The organism is uncultured Martelella sp. (assembly GCF_963677965.2).
In the GTDB taxonomy this organism is placed as follows: Bacteria; Pseudomonadota; Alphaproteobacteria; order Rhizobiales; family Rhizobiaceae; genus Martelella; species Martelella mangrovi.
In genome coordinates, this window is sequence record NZ_CAXXFM010000001.1 from 3,323,974 (window position 1) to 3,343,055 (window position 19,082).

The 19,082-nt window shown below is 61.0% G+C and carries 21 protein-coding genes and 1 riboswitch; of the genes, 9 read left to right on the forward strand and 12 right to left on the reverse strand.

Annotated features, from left to right (window positions below):
• Positions 1 to 139 precede the first annotated feature (139 nt).
• The 3 genes from ACHZCU_RS15430 to ACHZCU_RS15440 form a co-directional block, all read right to left on the reverse strand.
• Positions 140 to 1,552: a chloride channel protein gene (locus ACHZCU_RS15430; protein WP_106301746.1), complete on the reverse strand. Its 1,413-nt coding sequence runs from the start codon at positions 1,550 to 1,552 to the stop codon at positions 140 to 142.
• A gap of 142 nt (positions 1,553 to 1,694) precedes the next feature.
• Complete coding sequence (locus ACHZCU_RS15435; RefSeq protein ID WP_319519465.1) at positions 1,695 to 2,606, reverse strand: SDR family oxidoreductase; 912 nt, start codon at positions 2,604 to 2,606, stop codon at positions 1,695 to 1,697.
• On the reverse strand, positions 2,606 to 3,247 hold the full coding sequence (locus tag ACHZCU_RS15440; RefSeq protein ID WP_319519466.1) for a glutathione S-transferase family protein: 642 nt from the start codon (positions 3,245 to 3,247) through the stop codon (positions 2,606 to 2,608). The genes ACHZCU_RS15435 and ACHZCU_RS15440 overlap by 1 nt, the downstream gene beginning before the upstream one ends.
• 175 nt (positions 3,248 to 3,422) lie before the next feature.
• Between ACHZCU_RS15440 and focA the strand changes: the two genes are divergently transcribed.
• The 4 genes from focA to ACHZCU_RS15460 all read left to right on the forward strand — a co-directional run bounded on the left by focA (position 3,423) and on the right by ACHZCU_RS15460 (position 7,089).
• Positions 3,423 to 4,286 carry a formate transporter FocA gene (focA, locus tag ACHZCU_RS15445; protein WP_106301737.1) on the forward strand — a complete coding sequence of 288 codons (864 nt, stop codon included), beginning with the start codon at positions 3,423 to 3,425 and terminating at the stop codon, positions 4,284 to 4,286.
• Positions 4,287 to 4,392: 106 nt separating this feature from the next.
• Positions 4,393 to 4,956 carry an HdeD family acid-resistance protein gene (locus ACHZCU_RS15450; RefSeq protein WP_106301734.1) on the forward strand — a complete coding sequence of 188 codons (564 nt, stop codon included), beginning with the start codon at positions 4,393 to 4,395 and terminating at the stop codon, positions 4,954 to 4,956.
• 105 nt (positions 4,957 to 5,061) lie between these two features.
• Positions 5,062 to 6,063: an NAD(P)H-quinone oxidoreductase gene (locus ACHZCU_RS15455; protein ID WP_319519467.1), complete on the forward strand. Its 1,002-nt coding sequence runs from the start codon at positions 5,062 to 5,064 to the stop codon at positions 6,061 to 6,063.
• Positions 6,064 to 6,090: 27 nt separating this feature from the next.
• Positions 6,091 to 7,089 carry an asparaginase gene (locus tag ACHZCU_RS15460; protein WP_319519468.1) on the forward strand — a complete coding sequence of 333 codons (999 nt, stop codon included), beginning with the start codon at positions 6,091 to 6,093 and terminating at the stop codon, positions 7,087 to 7,089.
• On the opposite strand, the gene ACHZCU_RS15465 is transcribed toward ACHZCU_RS15460, so the two are convergent.
• On the reverse strand, positions 7,081 to 7,548 hold the full coding sequence (locus tag ACHZCU_RS15465; protein ID WP_106301728.1) for a MarR family winged helix-turn-helix transcriptional regulator: 468 nt from the start codon (positions 7,546 to 7,548) through the stop codon (positions 7,081 to 7,083). The two genes, ACHZCU_RS15460 and ACHZCU_RS15465, sit on opposite strands and share 9 nt — an antisense overlap.
• Positions 7,549 to 7,725: 177 nt before the next feature.
• Here ACHZCU_RS15465 and ACHZCU_RS15470 point away from each other — a divergent pair, with 177 nt between their 5' ends.
• Both ACHZCU_RS15470 and ACHZCU_RS15475 read left to right on the forward strand, forming a co-directional pair.
• Complete coding sequence (locus ACHZCU_RS15470; RefSeq protein ID WP_319519808.1) at positions 7,726 to 8,151, forward strand: organic hydroperoxide resistance protein; 426 nt, start codon at positions 7,726 to 7,728, stop codon at positions 8,149 to 8,151.
• A gap of 432 nt (positions 8,152 to 8,583) precedes the next feature.
• Positions 8,584 to 9,459, forward strand: a complete 876-nt coding sequence (locus tag ACHZCU_RS15475) for a branched-chain amino acid aminotransferase (RefSeq protein WP_106301722.1) — start codon at positions 8,584 to 8,586, stop codon at positions 9,457 to 9,459.
• 60 nt (positions 9,460 to 9,519) lie between these two features.
• Here ACHZCU_RS15475 and ACHZCU_RS15480 read toward each other — a convergent pair whose 3' ends face one another.
• Positions 9,520 to 10,218 (reverse strand): cation transporter, encoded by a 699-nt coding sequence (locus ACHZCU_RS15480; RefSeq protein ID WP_319519469.1) that lies wholly within the window; start codon positions 10,216 to 10,218, stop codon positions 9,520 to 9,522.
• Positions 10,219 to 10,299: 81 nt separating this feature from the next.
• On the opposite strand from ACHZCU_RS15480, the gene ACHZCU_RS15485 reads away from it, so the two are divergent.
• Both ACHZCU_RS15485 and ACHZCU_RS15490 read left to right on the forward strand, forming a co-directional pair.
• Positions 10,300 to 10,716, forward strand: a complete 417-nt coding sequence (locus ACHZCU_RS15485; protein WP_319519470.1) for a helix-turn-helix domain-containing protein — start codon at positions 10,300 to 10,302, stop codon at positions 10,714 to 10,716.
• Between the two features lie 198 nt (positions 10,717 to 10,914).
• A complete protein-coding gene (locus tag ACHZCU_RS15490; RefSeq protein ID WP_319519471.1) occupies positions 10,915 to 11,406 on the forward strand; it encodes a GNAT family N-acetyltransferase in 492 nt (163 codons plus the stop codon).
• A 13-nt stretch (positions 11,407 to 11,419) separates the two neighbouring features.
• Here ACHZCU_RS15490 and ACHZCU_RS15495 read toward each other — a convergent pair whose 3' ends face one another.
• The 7 genes from ACHZCU_RS15495 to ACHZCU_RS15525 all read right to left on the reverse strand — a co-directional run bounded on the left by ACHZCU_RS15495 (position 11,420) and on the right by ACHZCU_RS15525 (position 17,921).
• The gene (locus tag ACHZCU_RS15495) at positions 11,420 to 12,283 is read right to left on the reverse strand and encodes a c-type cytochrome (RefSeq protein WP_394706123.1); all 864 of its coding nucleotides are present in this window, start codon (positions 12,281 to 12,283) and stop codon (positions 11,420 to 11,422) included.
• A 103-nt stretch (positions 12,284 to 12,386) separates the two neighbouring features.
• Complete coding sequence (locus ACHZCU_RS15500) at positions 12,387 to 12,830, reverse strand: cytochrome c (RefSeq protein WP_319519473.1); 444 nt, start codon at positions 12,828 to 12,830, stop codon at positions 12,387 to 12,389.
• Between the two features lie 123 nt (positions 12,831 to 12,953).
• Entirely contained in the window at positions 12,954 to 13,754 is an 801-nt protein-coding gene (thiD, locus tag ACHZCU_RS15505) for a bifunctional hydroxymethylpyrimidine kinase/phosphomethylpyrimidine kinase (protein ID WP_319519474.1), read from the reverse strand.
• On the reverse strand, positions 13,751 to 14,389 hold the full coding sequence (gene thiE / locus ACHZCU_RS15510; protein WP_319519475.1) for a thiamine phosphate synthase: 639 nt from the start codon (positions 14,387 to 14,389) through the stop codon (positions 13,751 to 13,753). The genes thiD and thiE overlap by 4 nt, the downstream gene beginning before the upstream one ends.
• The gene (gene thiM, locus ACHZCU_RS15515) at positions 14,386 to 15,180 is read right to left on the reverse strand and encodes a hydroxyethylthiazole kinase (protein ID WP_319519476.1); all 795 of its coding nucleotides are present in this window, start codon (positions 15,178 to 15,180) and stop codon (positions 14,386 to 14,388) included. The genes thiE and thiM overlap by 4 nt, the downstream gene beginning before the upstream one ends.
• Positions 15,181 to 15,229: 49 nt before the next feature.
• Positions 15,230 to 15,324, reverse strand: a riboswitch (TPP riboswitch).
• 105 nt (positions 15,325 to 15,429) lie between these two features.
• On the reverse strand, positions 15,430 to 16,242 hold the full coding sequence (locus ACHZCU_RS15520) for an enoyl-CoA hydratase-related protein (protein ID WP_319519477.1): 813 nt from the start codon (positions 16,240 to 16,242) through the stop codon (positions 15,430 to 15,432).
• Positions 16,243 to 16,424: 182 nt separating this feature from the next.
• A complete protein-coding gene (locus ACHZCU_RS15525) occupies positions 16,425 to 17,921 on the reverse strand; it encodes a CoA-acylating methylmalonate-semialdehyde dehydrogenase (RefSeq protein WP_319519478.1) in 1,497 nt (498 codons plus the stop codon).
• A gap of 256 nt (positions 17,922 to 18,177) precedes the next feature.
• Here ACHZCU_RS15525 and ACHZCU_RS15530 point away from each other — a divergent pair, with 256 nt between their 5' ends.
• Positions 18,178 to 19,065: a LysR family transcriptional regulator gene (locus ACHZCU_RS15530; RefSeq protein ID WP_319519479.1), complete on the forward strand. Its 888-nt coding sequence runs from the start codon at positions 18,178 to 18,180 to the stop codon at positions 19,063 to 19,065.
• The last annotated feature ends 17 nt before the right edge of the window (positions 19,066 to 19,082 follow it).

The following is a 19,082-nucleotide window of genomic DNA, read 5'->3' on the forward strand; positions in this document are numbered from 1 at the left end:
ACTCGCTTCATGTCCGTTTGGTGCAGTATCACAGCACGGGCGATACGCCGCGAGGAACCGGCTTGCTGATTTATCGACAGGGCCTGCAAAAGCTTGGCGCAAAACTCCTGATTGCTAGAACGCGCTGCCCCGAAGGGCTCTAGATCGCACCCTTCTCGTTGTAGCGACGGGTTTCTTCACGCATTTCCTCGGCGGAACTGCGCTCGCCGGCCGCTGTCTCGCGGTTGCGGGCGCGCTGGAACTTGATGCTGTCGGCGATGAAGGCGCGCGACAGGCCGTGATAGAGCGGCTCACGCGAAATCATTCGCGAGGCGATATAGCCGAGCATGGAGGTCGCCATCAGGGTGATGATGCCGTCGTGATTATCCGTCATTTCCAGAATGATCACGAAAGCCGTCATCGGCGACTGCACGACGCCGGCAAAATAACCGGCCATGCCGAGGATCGCGCCAAGCCCGATACTGATGCCGAGCACGTGGGCAACTGTGGAGCCGAGTGTGGCGCCAACGGAAAGCGACGGCGCAAAAATACCGCCGGGAATACCCGAAGCCATCGACAGGAAGGTGGCTAACAGCTTGCCGAGAAAGAAGAAGGGATTGATCGATCCGCCCTCGATGACGGTTCTGGCCTGTTCGTAACCGGTGCCGAAGGTGGCGCCGCCGAAGACCAGGCCGATGAGCGCAACGGCAAGGCCGCAGCCGCCGGCGACAATCGCCATCCGCTTGATCGGGGCAGGCTGCGCCCAGCGCTTGATACGGCGGGCGGCTTTCAGCGAATAGAGCGAGAACAGGGCCCCCAGAAGGCCGCCGCCAATGCCGCAGACGAACACGGCCACCCATTCTTCGGGGCGCACGGCAATGGCCGAAGCCTGACCGAAATAGGTGTAGTTGCCCGCAAGACCGATGGCTGCAAGGCCGGAGAGGATGATGGCGGATACGACCAGCCCGTTGGCGCGCGACTCATAGGCGCGGCTCATTTCCTCGATGGCGAACACGATGCCGGCAAGCGGCGTGTTGAAGGCGGCGGAGATGCCGGCAGCGGAGCCTGCAACGATCAGCCCCTTGGTCTGGATCATCTTTCCCCAGCGCGCGGTCTGGATCATGATCGAGGCGCCAACCTGCACGGTCGGGCCCTCACGGCCGATCGAGGCGCCGCAGAACAGCCCGATGATGGTCATCAGAATTTTGCCGGCGGCCACTTTCAGATTGAGCAGGCGATGCTGGCTTTCGGTATTGTGCAGATGCCGGGCGGCGATGGCCTGCGGAATGCCGGAACCTTGCGAGTTGGGAAACAGCCGTGTGCTCATATAGGAGCACAGCATGAAACCCAGCGGTGTCAGCACAAGCGGCAGATAGGGAGAATAGGCGGTCGTGTGCCGCAAGCCCTCGAACAGTTCGTAGGCATAATCGGCGGCACGTGCGAAAAACACACTGATCACCCCGATCATGAGAGCGCCGACCCAGAACACCAGCCTTGGCTGCCATATTCGCCATGATCCCCACATCACCCGTGTGCGGCGGACCATTTTGACGTTCTTGTAGTAGGGGCGCATAGCTCGGCTTTCGCGGCAAACTCTTTGGTGTTTAAAAAATATCCCGGTCCGGGGTCCGGCATCAAATTACAGGAAGCGGGGCGGTTGCCTCCTTATCCTCTTGCCTTTCACCGATTTCAAGGCCGATTGACGCAAATTCCGTTTATCGCTCCGCTTTCGTCTGCTGTGATGCAAGCGTGCCAAAATGGCTCTCAAGCCGGGCTGTGCCGAAACAGGGGGCGATCATGTCTTCGCGCGCGGCGGCCAGAAAAAATTCGAAAGGTCCCCAGGTGCCGGGACCGGCAAATTTTTTCAGAATAAACAGCGCGGCATCGGCAATAAAAAAGGGAAGGTGCAGAAACCGCGGCTTTCTTCCAAGGGCCGTAAATGCCAATGTGCCGATGTCGTTGAAGCTGAGGATGTCCGGGCCGCCGACATCGACGAAGGCCGTTCCCTTTTCCACCGCATCGACCGAAACGGCAGCCAGATCGGTGCCATCGATCGGGTTGACGCGCTGGCGGCCATTGCCGAACAGGTAGACGCGTCCGCGCGCGGCCATAGCGAAGATATCGCCCATATCCGAGAAATAGCCGGTCGGGGCGATGACGGTCGAGGGCAGGGGGCTTTGTTCAAGCCGTATGACAAAATCCTGCTTGGCGCGGGCCAGCGCGCTTTTGGGGGCCATCTGGGCGCCGTTGAAGACATGCACATAGGCAAAGCGCGAAACGCCCGCCCGCTCCGCCTCTTCGAGCAGGTTGCAATTGGCGCCGTAATCGACGTCGCGGTAGGTGAGGCCGTCCTTTTGCCGGGTGATGCCGAGGGCCGATATCACGATATCGACGTCGTTCATGATGCCCGAGAGGCTTGCAGGCGCTGTCGCTTCCGCCTCGATCAGGTCGTCTGCTTCCGGCAGCATATCCCTTGCGCGTGCACGGTCGCGCACCAGGGCAACCACCTTGTAGCCTGACTTATGGAAGGCCGTGACCAGATGTCGCCCGAGATACCCCGTCGCGCCGGCAACGAGGACGGTTTGGCCAGCTTTGCCGGCAGCAGCGTTTTCGAAAGTGTCCGCCATCAGGCACGCAACTCCGCATAGGATACCATGACATGGGTGCGGTAGGCGTCCCGCTCGGTCATTGCCGCATAATAGGCCTCGACGGCCGGTCGGGACGGGCGAGCGGTATCCACCGTATAATAGCGGTAGAGCACGTGGGCGAACATGATATCGGCCAGCGTGAAATCATTGCCTGCGAGGAAGGCATGTTTTTCAAGCTCGGCTTCGGCCATTCCCAAAAGCCGGTCGAAAGCGACAACCGCGCGATCGATGGCCGCCGGATCACGATCCTTTTCGGGCGTGCGCACCAGCTGCCAGAAAATCGGCGTGGTGAAGGCGGTCGCGGCGGTGGACTTGGCCCATTCCGCCCATTTGTCGATATGGGCGCGGGCCGCGGGATCGGCCGGCCAGAAGGCGTCGCTGCCATAGCGGGCGGCAAGATAGCGGCAGATGGCAGCCGATTCAAACAGCGCTTCGCCGTCCTCGCCATCCTTCAGCACGGGGATCAGGCCGTTCGGATTCATGGCCAGGAATTCGGGCGTGTCCGTGCCACCGAATTTGTGACCGATATCGTAACGCTCGAATTCGAGGCCCAGTTCGCCAACGGTCCACATGACGGCCTGAACATTGGATGACGTCGCGCGGCCCCAGATTTTCAGCATTTTACGATCCTTCCCGTATGATTCGCCAGTAACCCGCATTATGCAGCTTTGCATGCGTCCGGGTAGCTGGCTGTGATGCACGCGCCGAACTGATCAAGATCAACGCGCGGGCGGCGGGGGCTGCTAGGTATCGGCCACACGCCTCCCAAGCGTCTACCGACGGAGATTTCTGAGCATGCAGCATTTCAATTTCGATGCATTCCCGCCCCATGTCATGGCCGAAAAGGCCGAAACCGCAGGTATTGCAAAGGTCAACAAGGATCCCGTCTCGCTTCTCGTCTCGGCGATGATGGCCGGCGCCTTCATCGGCATAGCGTTCATATTCTACACCGTCGTGACAACGGGCAATGGCGATGTCGGCTGGGGGGCGAACAAGTTCATCGGCGGGCTGGCCTTCAGCCTCGGCCTGATCCTGGTCGTGCTCACCGGGGCCGATCTTTTCACCAGCACCGTTTTGACCATTGTCGGCAAGGCGACGGGCCAGATCACCTGGGGCGCGCTCGCGCGCAACTGGGCAACGGTCTTTATCGGCAATTTCATCGGTGCGATGACGCTTGTGATGATCATGCAGGCCGCACGTCATTATGAGGGCGACAGCGGCCTTCTGGGCATCAATTACATGCATATCGCCCAGCACAAGCTGCACCACACCTTCCTGCAGGCCGTTGCACTTGGCATCATGTGCAATGTGCTGGTCTGCCTTGGCGTATGGATGACCTATGCCGGTCGTTCGGCGGCCGACAAGATCCTGGCGATCACCCTGCCGGTTGCCATGTTCGTGGCCTCCGGCTTCGAACACGTGGTCGCCAACATGTTCCAGATTCCGATGGCGATCCTGACCAGGACGCTTGCCGGGCCGGAATTCTGGGAAGCCTCGGGCGCGAATATTGCCGATTTCGCCGATCTCACCTGGCGCAATTTCATTGTCGCCAACCTGATCCCCGTGACCATCGGCAATATCATCGGCGGCGGATTGTTCGTCGGGATCGCTTACTGGGTCATCTATCTCAGGCCCGCGGTGCGCAATCAGGCGCATTGAAATCAGAAGCAGAAAATGCGGGCTGATGCGATGAACAGTTGCTTATATCGCCCTTCGTCACTATCGTCTGGACGATTTTTCAAGGTGATGAAGGGGATATTCCACCATGACGACTATAGGAGAGCCGAATCCGAATATTGACAAGGTCAGGGGGAACTGGGGCTGGGTCATGGCCTTTGGTCTGCTGCTTGTCCTGTTCAGCCTGATTCTGCTTGGTAATCTTGTGGTGGCAACCGTGGCTTCGGTGGTGTTCTTCGGCGCAATGCTGATTGTTGCCGGTGTCATTCACCTGTCGCAGCTTTTCTACAATCACGGCAAGGGGCATGTGGCCTTCTGGGTGATTTCCGGGCTGCTCTATGTCCTTGCCGGCATCATGCTGATGCGCAATCCCGTGCTGGCTTCCAGCCTGTTTACCATCATTGTCGGTGTTTCGCTGGCCGTTGCCGGTGGCTTCCGTCTTTACCTCGGCATGACCATGCGTCCGGTCAAGGGCTGGGGATTCATGATTTTCTCCGGCCTGGTGCTCATTCTGGCCGCCGTGCTGATCGCCTCGAACTTTCCGCAGAACAGCCTCTGGCTGCTGGGCCTGTTCGTCGCCGCCGACTTCCTGGTTTACGGCGTTTCTCTGGTGATCTTTGCGCTGGCGCTGAAGCCGCGCAGCAACGGCTAAATATACAAGAACGGCCCGGGACCGGCTGACGTCTTTTGATATCGCCGGCGCCGGGGCCTTGCGATCTGCCCATGCAGGTGTCATGGACACCGAAGGAAGAGGTTCATGTCTTCAGACGGTTCGATGCGGTACATCACGATCAGCGGTTTCGGTGGACCGGAGGTCATGTCGGTCGCCACGGGACCGCGTCCGACGCCGGGGCCGAACGAAGTGCTGATCCGCGTTTCAGCGGCCGGTGTGAACCGGCCGGACGTGGCCCAGCGGCAGGGCACCTATCCGCCGCCGCCCGGCGCCAGCGCGGTGCTGGGGCTGGAAGTGGCCGGGACAATCGCCGCTATGGGCGATCAGGTCAGCGGCTTTGAAATCGGCGCGCGGGTCTGCGCGCTGGTCAATGGCGGTGGCTATGCGGAATATTGCACGGTGCCGGCGGGGCAGGTGCTGCCCGTTCCTGACGGTCTGGACGATGTTGCCGCTGCCGCGATCCCCGAAACCTTGTTTACGGTATGGGCCAATCTTTTCCAGATGGCCGGTCTTCACGAAGGACAGGATGTTCTCGTGCATGGCGGGTCAAGCGGGATCGGCACCACGGCGATACAGCTTGCCAATGCCTTCGGCGCCCGGGTTTTCACAACCGCCGGCACCGATGCAAAATGCGATGCCTGCCTGAAACTCGGCGCAGCGGTTGCCATCAATTACCACCAGCAGGATTTCGTCGAAGCGGTCAAAACGGCGACCGATGGCCGGGGCGTCGACATTATCCTCGATATGGTGGGGGCGGCCTATTTTCAGCGCAATCTTTCAGCGTTGGCCCGTGACGGCTGCCTGTCGATCATCGCGTTTTTGAGCGGGTCCAAGGCCGAGGCCGTCAATCTGACGCCGATCATGGTCAAGCGTCTGACGGTGACCGGATCGACCATGCGGCCACGCACCGAAGATGAAAAACGCGCCATTCGCGACGACCTTCTGGACAAGGTCTGGCCGCTGATCGCAGAAGGACGCGTCAAGCCGCTGATCGATCGCGTCTTTGCATTCGAGGATGCTGCCGATGCGCACCGGCACATGGAAGCGGGTGATCATATCGGCAAGATCGTTCTGGCATATGACTGACATGACAACGCCGGGAGACTTCGGTTCATGGTAAACCCTGTTCTGGTGGATGTAACCCGCGGAGCGCTCACCGAAAGCCGCCATCGCGGCATGATCGCGGTCACCGATGCCGCCGGCGGCGTGGTTTATGCTGCAGGCGATATCGACGCGGCGGTTTTTCCCCGCTCGGCCTGCAAGGCAATTCAGGCGCTTCCGCTTGTCGAAAGCGGTGCGGCGGACACCTACGGTTTCGGGCAACGCGAGATCGCGCTGGCCGCCTCGTCGCATTCCGGCGAGGACGCCCATATCGCCCTTGCTGCCGAAATGCTTGAGCGGGCAGGGCGCGGCGTTGCCGATCTGGAATGCGGTGCGCACTGGTCGTCTCAGCAGCCGGTGCTCATTCATCAGGCCCGGACGCGCCAGATGCCCGATGCGCTGTGCAACAATTGTTCGGGAAAGCATGCGGGCTTCATCTGCGCCTGCTGTCATCAGGGAATCGATCCGAAGGGATATACCGGCTACGACCATCCGCTGCAGGCGCAGATACGCGAGGCGATGGAAGATGTGACCGGTGCTATTGTCGGAACCGATGTCTGCGGCACAGACGGCTGCAATATTCCGACCTATGCGGTGCCGCTGAAGGCGCTGGCCCAAGGCTTCGCCCGCATGGCAACCGGAGACGGGCTTTCGCCTGAGCGTGCGCGGGCGGCCCGGCGCATCCTTGATGCCGCCATGGCCGAGCCTTGGTATGTGGCCGGTACGGGGCGGGCCTGCACCGCGCTGATGTCACTCGCCCCCGGACGGATTTATGCCAAGACCGGCGCCGAGGGCGTGTTTTGTGCCGCACTGCCGGAGCAGGGGCTCGGCATTGCGCTGAAATGCGAAGACGGCACCACGCGCGCTGCCGAGGCCATGGTGGCCGCTGTTCTCGCCAGGCTTCTCTCCGATGATGCCGAACTGGCCGACCGCCTTTCGGAAAGGGCCGATGTCAGGCTCAGGAACTGGAACGGCACGGAAGTCGGCCGTGTGCGCGCCGTTTTACCCTGACTGTTCGCCTTCGGCCGCCAGCAGGTTCTGGCGCAGCGTGTTCAGCCGTGCGTGCAGGTCGCGGGCCTCTTCGGCCGTGCAGCCGGTCTTTGCGGCAATCGAGCGGGCGATCGTTTCGGCGTCGCTTTTGATCTCCCGGCCTCTTGGCGTCAGTGTGATTTCGACGCGCCGCTCGTCGTCCTGCGCCCGCCGTCGGGCGATGTAGCCTGTTGTTTCCAGCCGCTTGAGAAGGGGAGACAGCGTGCCGGAATCCAGACCAAGCCGCGCGCCGATCGCGTTTACCGAAAGCGTGCGGTGTTCCCACAGAGCCATCATCACCAGATATTGCGGATAGGTCAGCCCCAGCTGCGACAGCAGCGGCTTGTAGGCGCGCGCAAAGGCATGCTCGGTTGCATAGACGGCAAAGCAGAGCTGGTTGTCGATGCGAGGCAGGAATGTCAGGTCGTCATCATCGGTCATGCTCGAAATGTAATGCCGATAATAAAATTTGCAAAATAATATTGTAAGCAATTAAATTGTGCACTATGTAAAATATACCCGACGCTGAATGGAACGCAAAGCGGTTCTGCTGCGTCGTTAAGGAAACGGGAATTTTCTCGAAAAGGCGATCTGTCGCCGCAAAGGAGTAATGCCATGATCAAGACGCTTTACACCACCAAAGCCACATCCACCGGCGGCCGCGAAGGCAGCGCCCGCACCGAAGACGGCGCATTCGAAGTCAACCTGGCCCTGCCGAAGGAAATGGGTGGCGCCGGCGGCGAAGGCGCCAATCCGGAACAGCTGTTTGCGGCCGGTTACGCCGCCTGCTTCAACTCCGCGCTCCACAATGTCGCGGGCAAGAAGAAGGTCGAACTGCCGGAAAACACCACGGTAACGGCAACCGTCGGCGTCGGTCCGCGTGACGATGGCGAGGGTTTCGGGATCGAAGCTGAACTGACCGTTTCACTGCCCGGTCTCGACCACGATACGGCCGAAAGCCTGGTCAAGCAGGCCCACATCGTCTGCCCCTACAGCCATGCCCTGCGCGTGAACTATGAAGTCCCGGTATCGCTTGCCGATTGAGGATGGTTTTTCTGACAAAGCTCCTCCTCCCTCTGAGTCATCCTCGGGCTTGACCCGGGGATCCAGGGCTACACGCTGTATTCTTGCTTAAACCTTTTCTTATCAAGGGCTGAGCGGAATGGATGCTCGGATCGCGTCCGAGCATGACACCTGTGGGGAGGGCTAACGGAGGCAGCAACCCGCACGTCTTCGGGTTTGTCAGCAGTCTGAGCCGGCGGGCATTCCGCCGGCTTTTTTGTTCTGCGGCAATGCCGCCGTTGAAAATGCCATGCGCAAACTTTCTGCTTGACCTTGGTGCACGCGACGTCTTGATTGTCGGCATTGAATTCCCGCCGCCTTCTTCCCGCGCACGCTGACATTCCGGCCCGTTTTCCCAGTGACCGATCGTGCAGGCGCTTTTCGAAGAGCATGCGGCGTTGCAAGGAGAATGAAATGGCAGTCGATACTTCCCCGTCTTCGGAAACCTGGACCCATGTCGATGGTGAGTGGCTTCCCGGCAATCCGCCGCTGATCGGCCCGACCTCGCACGCGATGTGGCTTGCCTCGACCGTGTTCGACGGCGCGCGCTTTTTTGAAGGCATGGCGCCGGATCTCGACGAGCACTGCAAGCGCATCAACCGTTCGGCGCGCGCGCTCGGCCTTGAACCGACACATACATCAGAGGAAATCGAGGCGCTGGTCTGGGAAGGGCTGAAGCGCTTCAAGGGGGCGGAAGCCGTCTATATCAAGCCGATGTACTGGGCCGAACACGGGCTTGCCGGTCTCGTGCCGGCCGACCCTGCATCGACGCGGTTCGCGCTTTGCCTGTTCGAAACGCCGATGCGTTCGACCCAGCCGGTCACGCTGACGCTGTCGCCCTTCCGCCGTCCCTCGCCGGAGGTCGCGATGACCCACGCCAAGGCCGGCAGCCTTTATCCGAATTCCGGACGGATGATGCTGGAGGCGCGCAGCCGCGGGTTTGACAATGCCCTTGCCTGCGACATCAACGGCAATGTCGCCGAAACCGCTTCGGCCAATATCTTTCTGGTCAAGGACGGAATTCCGATGACGCCGGCCGACAATGGTTGCTTCCTGGCCGGGATCACCCGCCGCCGCATCCTCAAACTGTTCCGCGAAAACGGCATTCCCGCCGAAGAGCGAACGCTGACGGTCAAGGAATTCATGGAGGCCGACGAACTGTTCCTGACCGGCAACTACAACAAGGTCGTGCCGGTCACCAAGCTCGATGAGCGCGATTACGCGCTTGGCCCGATGGCGAAAAAGGCGATGTCGCTTTACATGGACTGGGCCCGGGCCACCTGCAAATAGGACCGGCCAATCAGGTCGTGAATGAGGAGGCCCGGACACGCTGTTCCGGGCTTCTTTTCATCAGGATTGGCGCTCGCTTGCCGCGTGGTCGCAGCAGCCGTCACCGCAGTGCGCATCGGCGGCATTCTGCTCGCCGGGCATCTCGCCGCCCGCCCGGTATTCTCGCCAGGACTGTGTGAGGATCTGAAGGGCGGAGGTCAGGAACAGGCCCGCCATGACGAAGGCGACGGCAAGATCCGGCCATGCCGAATGCGCCCCCCAGACGCCAAGTGCGGCGATCATGACGACGACATTGCCGATCGCGTCATTGCGTGAGCAAAGCCAGACCGAGCGAACATTGGCGTCGCCGTCCTTGTAGCTGACGAGCAGCAGCACCGTCGCAAGATTGGCGGCAAGCGCCAGCAGTCCGATGATGCCCATGACCGGGGCCTCGGGAACGCCGGTACCGAAAACACGCCATATAGTTGAGCCGAAGACCCAAAGCCCCATGAGAAACAGGCTTGTGCCCTTGGCCGCGGCGGCCATGGAGCGGGTCCGCAATGATGTGCCGATCACCGCCATGGAGATGCCATAGGTCAGCGCATCGGCGAAGAAATCCAGTGCGTCCGCCTGCAGCGCCTGTGACCGCGCAGCGTGCCCGGCCGCCATCTCCACGACGAACATTGCCGCATTCAGGGTGATGACGATCCATAATCGCTTCTTGTAGGCGTTCGACATGCCGTCAAAGGGGCCGTGGTCTTGTCCGCAGCACGCACTCATGATCCGTTACCTGTTGTTTTTGCTCACGGACGGCACCATAATTCCTCAAGCGACTATAGGTTCAAGAGGTTTTTTGAGGCGATGTTTTCCATTGGCGAACTTTCCCGGCGCACCGGCGTCAAGGTGCCGACGATCCGTTATTACGAGCAGAACGGGCTGATTGCGCCAGCCGAGCGATCAGAGGGCAATCAACGCCGCTACGGCTCCGACGATGAAAGCCGACTGACCTTCATCCGCCATGCCCGCGATCTCGGCATCAGGGTCGATGCCATTCGCGAACTGCTGGAATTATCGTCCCACCCCGAAAAGCCCTGTGACCGCGCAGATGCCATTGCCCGTGACCATCTGGCCCAGGTGCGCGGGAAGATCGCACAGCTGAAGCGGCTGGAGGCCGAGCTTGCACGCATCACCAGCCATTGCGAGGGCCACGCGGTCGGCGAATGCTATGTGATCCGCTCCCTTGCCGATCATGGTCTTTGCAGCCGCGAGCATGTGTGACTTTTTCAATTGACAAATCCGGCGTTTCGGCGCATCTGAAATTCATGATCAAGATCGTGACCCATTCTCGCGCGTATTTTTGGCTGTTCCAATAGGAGCGGCCGCGATTGATCATGTTCATCACCGGCCGCCTGGGGCGGCAAGGTGTTGAAAACATAACGTCCCGGACGGCACTGCAAGGAAAGCCAAGGGACGACAATGACTGAAGATCAAGACGAAATTTCGCTGGAACGACCCGCTCTGATGACCATCAGAAAAGCGGTCGAGGCCGATATTCCCCAAATTCTCGAAATGATCGGCCTTCTGGCGGCGTTTCACGACGATGTGCTGGAAACGAGCGCCGAGAGCCTGAAGCGCGACCTTTTCGGCCCCGCGCCGTGGGTAACCGCGCTTGTGGCCGACAGCGGCTCCACGCTTCTGGGCTATGCGCTCATGACCCCGCTCTACAGGGCCCAGCAGGGCAAGCGCGGCATGGACCTGCATCACCTGTTCGTGCGCGACGGTCATCGCAATCATGGCGTCGGTCAGCACCTGATTGCCCGCGCGCGTGATTTTGCCAAGGCGGCCGGCTGCGCCTACATGTCCGTCAGCGCCGCCACGGGCAACACCAGGGCGCACCAGTTTTATCAGCAGATGGAGTTTGTTGCCCGACCGGTGACGGGCATGCGCTATCTGCAGACGTTGGCCTGAGCGGGCCGGTTCTTCAGTTTGCCGGAATGGCTTTCAGATACGCGCCGATCGCCTCCAGATCGGCGCGTGACAGATGCGAAATATTCTTCTGCACCTCCACCATCGAGCCGCCGACCGTGTCGTAATCGGGCGTAAACCCGGTTTCGAGATAGTCGGCGATTTCGCTTGCCGTCCAGTCGCCGATATCGGCGGAGCCTGGTGTGATATCGGGCACAATGCCGTCGCCGCCTTCCGGATTGGGCCCGCCTTCCAGCCAGTGGTCATATTTCAGCCCGCCGAACAGGTTGCGCGGTGTGTGGCACTCCCCGCAATGGGCCGGGCCTTCGACAAGATACTGCCCGCGCAGCACATCCGGTGCGGCGTTCTCCAGCTGTGCCGGTGATTCACTGTCAAAATAGAGCAGCTTCCAGAAGGAGACCGACAGCCGGATATTGAAGGGGAAGGTGATGTCGTGCGGTTTGCTCGGCGCACTGCTTTCGGGTAGCGTCATGAGAAAAGCGTGAAGGTCCCTGATGTCCTGATTGTTCATGCGGACATAGGAGGTGTAGGGCAGGGACGGATAGAGGTTTTCACCGTGCCGGCCAATGCCTTTCTTCATCGCGTTGGCGAATTCGTAGAAGCTCCAGTCGCCAATCCCGTGTTCCTTGTCGGGGGAGATGTTGGGGGCGTGGAACGTGCCGTAATGGCTGTCGAGCCCCAGACCGCCGGCCAGAACCAGCCTGTCGTCACCCGTGGCGCCCGGTGCGGCATGGCAGCCGGCACATCCGCTTGCCCAGAACACCTTCTCGCCGTTCTGCACATTGGCGCCGGCAATGTTGCGAAGGTCGTCCGGATCAAGCTTCGGCGGCGTCAACGCAACGACAAACGCTGCCCCCATGAACAGGGCGGCAACGATCAGAACCCCGATGGTAATGCGCTTCACGCTCTGGCTCCTTCACAAACCGCCCTTTGCCGGAAAACCGGCCAGAAGGCTGCATTCGTCAGTTCTTGACGCGATAGATCTCGTGACAGGCGCCGCAGTTTGCGCCAAGCGTCCGCATCGCCTGGCCGACGGCGGCCTGATCGGCCGGCAGATCGGCCAGCAGTGCGTTTGCATCGCTTGCAAGTTTTTCAGAGCGGGCGGTGAAGTCGTCCATGTTTTCCCAAATCGCCGGACTTGCCTCGCTGTCGTTTCCGGTTTTCGAATCCTCGGGAAAATGCGTCGGGAAGTCGGTCGCATGCGTTGCAATCGATGAAAGCGCGCCCTCGACGACGACCGGGTCATAAGCCTTCTGGCCCTTGGCGATGGCGCCCAGCTGGCCCATGGCCTGTCCGATGGCTTTCATGTCGTCCTGGCGAAGCATTTGCGGAGCATCCTGTGCAATCACGGTGCCCGCGCTCAGACAGAGCGACAATGCGCCTGCAATCAAAAACTGCTTCTTCATTCGGTTCCTCCTTCTCTTCCTGCCGGCACTATACTGTGCTGCCGGCAGGAAACCAATGGGAAGAGGATATTGTTGGCGTTCAAATGGGTGTGTCTGAGTGTTAATCACCACTCTGTGTTGAAATCACGGCCAGAAGGCGTGGAAATGGTGGGTCGGGCCGTGACCGGAGCCGACGGCAAGCGCGTCTGATGCGGCGATGGCGTCGGCGACATAGGTTTTGGCCTCTGTGGCCGCATCACTAAGTGGAAGCCCCTTGCCGATCTCGGCGGCAATCGCACTTGAGAGCGTGCAGCCCGTGCCATGGGTGTTTTCCGTTTCGATGCGCTTGCCTTCAAGCCATTGATGGCCCTCTGCGGTCACCAGAAGATCGGGGCAGTCTTCACCGTCCAGATGCCCGCCTTTCAGTAGCACGGCCTGCGGCCCGAGACCGCGCAGCGCCTGGGCCTGGGCGATCATCGTGTCGCGATCGGTGGCGACGTCTTCGTCCAGCAGGGCTGCCGCTTCCGGCAGGTTCGGCGTCAGGAGCGCGGCGAGCGGCAGCAGATGCTCCTTCAATGCCTCGACCGCATCTTCCGGCAGGAGCCGGTGGCCGCCCTTGGCCACCATCACGGGATCGAGCACCACCGGAACTTCGACATGGTGGCGCAGGCAGTCGGCAATGGTGACTGCGATATTGGCATTGGCGATCATGCCGATCTTGATCGCGCTGACGGAAACATCGTCGAAGATTGCGGTGATCTGTTCGGAGACGAAGGCTGAGGGCACCTCGTGCACGCCGGTGACGCCCCTGGTGTTTTGCGCCGTCAGCGCCGTCATGGCCGCCATGCCATAGGTGCCGCGTGCGGAAAAGGTCTTGAGGTCGGCCTGAATGCCGGCGCCGCCTGACGGGTCGGAACCGGCGATTGAAAGTATATTCGCAATCATGTCTTTGCCTTCCCGATGGCCGCTGAAAGGGCCACCGCTGCGTGATGGGGATCGGGTTGTCCGCAGATCGCCGAGACGACGGCGATGCCATCTGCACCGGCCTGAAATGTGGCCGGTATGTGCTCGGCTTTCAACCCGCCGATGGCCACGACCGGCAGGCCGGACCGCCCTGCCACTTCGGCAAGCCCGTCAAATCCGAGCGGAGCGGCATGGCCGGGTTTTGTACCGGTCGCGAAAACCGGGCCTGCGCCGATATAATCCAGCGGGGCCGGGTTGAAACACCGTGCGGCCTCAAGGCTGTCGATCGAAAGACCGAGCAGCATGTCGGGCCCGATTTTCGCGCGCACGGCCACCGGGTCGTCGTCCGACTGGCCGACATGGACACCGTCTGCGCCAAGCGCGATTGCTGCTTCGACATCGTCATTGACGATCAGGCGGGCATCCGTGCCGGCCAGAACCTGCTGCAGCTTGCGTCCGGCTGCAATCCGTTCGGATGTGGTGGCGTCCTTCATCCGAAGCTGGACCATGGTGGCGCCTCCGCGCACGGCCTGCCGGGTCGTTTCTGTCATGCCGAGGGTGCTGCAAAGCACGGGATCAAGCACGAGATAAAGCGAAAGGTCGAAAACCGGTCTCATGAAAGTGTAATCCTTGCCTCGGCTTCAAGTTCCGCCGGCGTCAGCGATGCGAGCTGATCGAGAAAATGGACAGCGAATGTGCCGGGGCCCTCAGCGATGTCATGCGCATGGCTGCCGGCGACGGCATAGAAGGAAAGGGCGGCCACGGTTGCAGAAAACGGATCGTCCGGCCGGGCGCCTGCAAAGGCGCCGACAAGGCAGGTCAGCGCGCAGCCGAGCGCCGTCACCTTCGGCATGATCGGGGAGCCGCCGTGAATGCGTGCGCTGCGGGTGCCATCGGTGACAAAGTCGTTTTCACCAGTGACGGCCACCACCATGGTGCGCTCGGACGCCAGCCGGCGGGCGGTTTCCTCGGCCGCTTCCACGCTGTCACCGGCATCCACGCCCTTGCCGCCGCCTGTCGCGCCGGAAAAGGCGAGGATTTCAGACGCGTTGCCGCGCAGGATCGTCGGTCCGCGCTCAAGCAGTTCGCGGGCGGCCTTTCTGCGAAAATCCGTTGCAAAATGGGCAACAGGATCAAAAACCCAGGGTGTGCCCTTGGCCGTAGCGCCGTCGATAGCGGCCTTCATGCCGCCGATCCACAGCGGTGACAGGGTGCCGATATTGACGGTGAGAGCGGAGGCCAGTCCGGCGAATTCGCCGGCTTCTTCCTCGCAATGCACCATGGCCGGGGAGGCGCCGGCCGAAAGCAGCACATTGGCGGCGACATTCATCGCCACGTAATTGGTGATGCACTGCACCAACGGCGCCTTTTCGCGCATTTCGGTGAGAATGGTCGCGGTGTCTGTCATTCCGGTTTCCCTTTCAGTTGTGGCGGAAAAGCCGGACGGACCAGAACAACGGAAGGCCCGAGTGACTCCCTCCGCCGGTATGATCCGGATCAGGTTCCAAGGGTGCTTCTCAGCCCGCTGCAGCGGACGCCCCCGTCGCTCTTGATGGCGTTGTTATATCAGAAAAAAGCGCCCCGATAAGGGGCGTTGCAGGTCGAGGGGAATTTTTATTGTCGCCTTTGGTTCACCGCAAAATCCCTGCGGATACAGTCATCTGTCGCGTATCTGTGTGGGATGGGGGAGTGGGCCGCGTTTTTTGCCCGAAGCCCCGTGAAGATGGGTCATCAGTGTTTGCGTGCGGATGAGAAGTGCGGGATCTTTCAGCAGTTCCGCGCGCTTGCAGGCGATGCCGGCTGTCTGTTCATCGCTCAGCGGTACGGCGCTGGCCAGCTGGTTGAGTTGCAGCTTGGTGTTGGCAATGCCTTGGGGGGTGCAGCGGGCAATGCGGTTCGCCACCGCGCCGATACGCCGGTCGAGGGCCACCGGTGTTTCGAAAATATCGTTGAAGATACCGGCACAGCGAGCATCCTCTGCATTCATCGGAGCGGCCGTCAGAAACAGTTCCTTGATGGAATGAAGGCCGGCAACCGACAGAAACCGGCTGTAATCTTTCGGATTGAAGGGGATGCCCAGCCTGTTTGCGGTCATGACGACACTTGCGGTCTTGAGCGCATAGACAAGATCGGCGGCCAGCAGCAGCCAGAGCGCACCGGCATAGACCGTGCCTTCGACCTGGGCGATCACCGGAAGCGGGGAGGCGTAAATCGCCTCGAACATGGCAAATATCGGATCATCCGCAAGGTCATCGTCAGGTCTGTATTCATTCAGGTCATGGCCTGCGGAGAAGATGCCGTGCGAGGTCTGAGCCTTGATCACCACGACCCGCACGCCCAGTTTCTCGGCCTGTTCGAGGCAGGAGATCACGGCCTTCGACATCTCCGCATCGAAGGCGTTGCGGGTACACGGGTTATCGATTGTAATCGTGGCAACCTTGTCTTCGAAGCGAAAATCGATCTTGTCCATCCGTCGTTCTCCTTAGTCGTGACGAAAGGGGGTAAATGCAACTAAAGGATGATTTTGTCGAAATTACGCGTTTGGATGACGCCTGTTTGCGGACGTCGAAGACAACCAGACCGCCGCAACGAAAAACCCCGGCAGGTCGCCCTGCCGGGGTGGGGGACATCATGACGGTCCTGCGTCGAGGCTTATTTCATCGTCGGCATGGAGAATTCCGCGCCCGAGCGGATGCCCTTGGGCCAGCGGCTGGTGATGGTCTTCATCCGGGTGTAGAAGCGCACGCCTTCCGGCCCGTGCATGTGGTGATCGCCGAACAGCGACGCCTTCCAGCCGCCGAAGGAATGAAATGCCATCGGGACCGGGATCGGCACATTGATGCCGACCATGCCGACCCTGATCTTGTGGGCGAATTCGCGCGCGGCATCGCCATCGCGGGTGAAGATTGCCGTGCCATTGCCGAATTCGTGGTCGTTGATCCACTGCGCCGCTTCGTCATAGCTTGAAGCACGGGCAACGGAGAGAACCGGACCGAAAATCTCTTCCTTGTAGATTTTCATATCGGTGGTGACCCGGTCGAACAGTGTCGCGCCGACGAAATAGCCGTTTTCATAGCCCTGCAGTTTCAGGCTGCGGCCATCGACAACAAGATCGGCACCTTCTTCGACGCCCGAATCGATATAGCCGAGAACCTTGTCGCGGGCCGCTGCGGTGACCACTGGCCCCATATCGGCCTCCGAATCGGTGCCGGGGCCGACCTTGAGGGCCGAAATGCGGGGTTTGAGCTTTTCGATCAGCCGTTCGGCGGTCTCGTCACCCACCGGAACGGCAACGGAGATTGCCATGCAGCGCTCGCCGGCAGAGCCGTAGGCTGCGCCCATCAGCGCGTCGGCAGCCTGATCCATGTCGGCATCGGGCATCACGATCATGTGGTTCTTGGCCCCACCCAGCGCCTGGCAGCGTTTGCCGGCCGCCGTTGCCGTGGTGTAGATATAGCGCGCGATCGGGGTCGAGCCGACGAAGCTGACGGCTTCGATATCGGGGTCAGTCAGGATGGCGTCGACGGCTTCCTTGTCGCCCTGGACGACGTTGAAGACGCCGTCGGGCAGGCCTGCTTCCTTCAGCCATTCGGCAATCAGCAGTGCTGCGGACGGGTCACGCTCGGACGGCTTCAGAATGAAGCAATTGCCGCAGGCGAGCGCCACCGGGAACATCCACATCGGCACCATGGCCGGAAAGTTAAACGGGGTAATACCGGCAACAACGCCGAGCGGCTGGCGCACAGACCAGCTGTCGACGGCTGTACCGACATTTTCGGTATATTCGCCCTTCAGAAGCTGCGGCGCGGCGGTGGCGAATTCCACCACTTCCATGCCGCGCTGGATTTCGCCCATGGCATCGGAAATCACCTTGCCGTGCTCGGCGGTGATCAAGGCTGCAAGCTCGGCGGTGCGGTCCTCGAGAATGCCGAGGAACCTGTTGAGGATGCGTGCGCGGCGCAGCGGCGTGGTCTCAGCCCAGCCGGGAAAGGCCGCTTTTGCCGTTTCGACGGCGGTACGGACATCGGCCGGGCTTGCCAGTGACAGTTGGCCGCTTTGTTCGCCCGTTGCCGGATTGTAGGTCGGTACGGTGCGGGTGCCGGACCCGGCCACCACCTTGCCGCCGATAAAGTGCTGGATGGATTTCATCGTGTTTCCTCCGGTGTTCCGGGCGACAGGCCCAACCGCTCTCTTCTGCGTCATCCTCGGGCTTGACCCGAGGATCCGATAGCACGGAACGAAGCCGCATGGACCCTCGGGTCAAGCCCGAGGGTGACGCAAGGAAGAGCAGTTGGTGACCATGGGTCGCTCTCGCGTTCAAATGATTTGCACACTCTCGCCTATTAATTTTTGCAAAGAAACAGGATAGTTTACAAATCCGTTGTGCAAAAATTAAAGGACAGCCATGGACTGGGATCACCTGCGCATTTTTCTCGCCGTGGCAAGGCGCGGGCAGATCCTGGCTGCCGCCCAGGCGCTCGGGCTCAACCACGCCACGGTGTCGCGCCGTCTCAACGCACTTGAAAACACGCTCGGCGAACCGCTGTTCGAACGCACGCCGGCAGGCTCGACGCTGACGGAGGCCGGCGAGCGTCTGCTGTCGGTTGCCGAGCGGGTGGAAACGGAAATCCTAGGGGTTGCGGAGGATACGCGGGCGCGCGGCGCAAGCCTTGCCGGAACTGTCAGGGTCGGCGCGCCGGATGGGCTGGGCACCTATTTCCTCGCCGGTGAACTCGGTCGTTTGCAGGAAGAACACCCCGGACTGATCATCGAGCTCGTGCCGCTGCCGCGCACATTCTCGCTGTCGAAACGGGAGGCGGATCTGGCCATCACGCTCGATCCGCCGGAGGAGGGGCGGCTGGTCGTGTCGAAACTGACGGACTACACGCTCGGTGTTTATGCCGCGCGGTCCTATCTCGACCGTTTCGACACACCGGAAGACGAGCACGCGCTTGCCGGTCACGTCGCGGTGACGGGGGTGGAGGACTACGCCTATGCCTCGTCGCTGAACTATGCCAATCATCTCGGCCGGTCGGCGGGCCGGTTGTTCCGCTGCGCCGGTGTGGCCGGGCAGATCGAGGCCGTGCGCGCCGGCATCGGCATCGGCATCCTGCATGATTTCGTCGTGCGTGACAGTCCGGGGCTCGTCAGCATCCTGCCCGAAATCCGTTTCCGGCGCTCCTACTATCTGCTGTCGCATCCAGATACCGGCAATCTGGCGCGCATCGCACTGGTGCGCGCCTTTTTGACACGGCGGTTTCGCGAAGAACGCCGCCGCTTCATGGTCGAATGATGCCGCTCAAAGACGAG

Coding starts and splice junctions, on each gene's coding strand:
- ACHZCU_RS15495 (WP_394706123.1), bottom strand. CDS start 12,283: ATGGGGGCAGCGTTTGTCGTTGCGTTGACGCCGCCGAAGCTTGATCCG.
- ACHZCU_RS15450 (WP_106301734.1), top strand. CDS start 4,393: ATGACGACTATAGGAGAGCCGAATCCGAATATTGACAAGGTCAGGGGG.
- focA (WP_106301737.1), top strand. CDS start 3,423: ATGCAGCATTTCAATTTCGATGCATTCCCGCCCCATGTCATGGCCGAA.
- ACHZCU_RS15525 (WP_319519478.1), bottom strand. CDS start 17,921: ATGAAATCCATCCAGCACTTTATCGGCGGCAAGGTGGTGGCCGGGTCC.
- thiE (WP_319519475.1), bottom strand. CDS start 14,389: ATGAGACCGGTTTTCGACCTTTCGCTTTATCTCGTGCTTGATCCCGTG.
- ACHZCU_RS15490 (WP_319519471.1), top strand. CDS start 10,915: ATGACTGAAGATCAAGACGAAATTTCGCTGGAACGACCCGCTCTGATG.
- ACHZCU_RS15440 (WP_319519466.1), bottom strand. CDS start 3,247: ATGCTGAAAATCTGGGGCCGCGCGACGTCATCCAATGTTCAGGCCGTC.
- ACHZCU_RS15475 (WP_106301722.1), top strand. CDS start 8,584: ATGGCAGTCGATACTTCCCCGTCTTCGGAAACCTGGACCCATGTCGAT.
- ACHZCU_RS15455 (WP_319519467.1), top strand. CDS start 5,062: ATGTCTTCAGACGGTTCGATGCGGTACATCACGATCAGCGGTTTCGGT.
- ACHZCU_RS15480 (WP_319519469.1), bottom strand. CDS start 10,218: ATGAGTGCGTGCTGCGGACAAGACCACGGCCCCTTTGACGGCATGTCG.
- ACHZCU_RS15530 (WP_319519479.1), top strand. CDS start 18,178: ATGGACTGGGATCACCTGCGCATTTTTCTCGCCGTGGCAAGGCGCGGG.
- ACHZCU_RS15520 (WP_319519477.1), bottom strand. CDS start 16,242: ATGGACAAGATCGATTTTCGCTTCGAAGACAAGGTTGCCACGATTACA.
- ACHZCU_RS15465 (WP_106301728.1), bottom strand. CDS start 7,548: ATGACCGATGATGACGACCTGACATTCCTGCCTCGCATCGACAACCAG.
- thiD (WP_319519474.1), bottom strand. CDS start 13,754: ATGATTGCGAATATACTTTCAATCGCCGGTTCCGACCCGTCAGGCGGC.
- ACHZCU_RS15430 (WP_106301746.1), bottom strand. CDS start 1,552: ATGCGCCCCTACTACAAGAACGTCAAAATGGTCCGCCGCACACGGGTG.
- ACHZCU_RS15435 (WP_319519465.1), bottom strand. CDS start 2,606: ATGGCGGACACTTTCGAAAACGCTGCTGCCGGCAAAGCTGGCCAAACC.
- ACHZCU_RS15460 (WP_319519468.1), top strand. CDS start 6,091: ATGGTAAACCCTGTTCTGGTGGATGTAACCCGCGGAGCGCTCACCGAA.
- thiM (WP_319519476.1), bottom strand. CDS start 15,180: ATGACAGACACCGCGACCATTCTCACCGAAATGCGCGAAAAGGCGCCG.
- ACHZCU_RS15500 (WP_319519473.1), bottom strand. CDS start 12,830: ATGAAGAAGCAGTTTTTGATTGCAGGCGCATTGTCGCTCTGTCTGAGC.
- ACHZCU_RS15485 (WP_319519470.1), top strand. CDS start 10,300: ATGTTTTCCATTGGCGAACTTTCCCGGCGCACCGGCGTCAAGGTGCCG.